Source organism: Nocardioides malaquae, assembly GCF_015070385.1.
GTDB classification, from domain to species: Bacteria; Actinomycetota; Actinomycetes; order Propionibacteriales; family Nocardioidaceae; genus Nocardioides; species Nocardioides malaquae.
This window is the reverse complement of record NZ_JADCSA010000616.1, coordinates 1-260: the sequence shown is the minus strand read 5'-3', so window position 1 is coordinate 260 and position 260 is coordinate 1. Positions and strand designations below refer to the sequence as shown.

Here is a 260-nt window from a genome sequence, read left to right as displayed (position 1 = left end):
CCGCCGCACCGGCCTGACCGCGCGGGCGCTGCGCTTTTATGAGGCGCGCGGGTTGGTGTCGCCGTTGCGCACCCAGTCGGGCCGCCGCTGGTTCGGGCCGGCCGAGCTGGGGCGGGTGCATCGCATCGTCGCGCTCAAGAAAGCCGGGCTCAGCCTTGGCGATATCAAGCGGCTGTTCGACCGCAAACCGATCGACCTTGCCGCCTTGCTGAGCGCGCAGCGCGAGCGGCTGGCCGTTCAGGCGCAGGAGATTGGCGACG

The 260-nt window shown here is 71.2% G+C and carries 1 protein-coding gene; it reads left to right on the top strand.

Going from position 1 to position 260, the window contains the following annotated elements; translation table 11 throughout:
* Nucleotides 1-260: MerR family transcriptional regulator (locus IEQ44_RS16100; RefSeq protein ID WP_193639439.1), on the top strand; the 260-nt coding region annotated here is incomplete at both ends.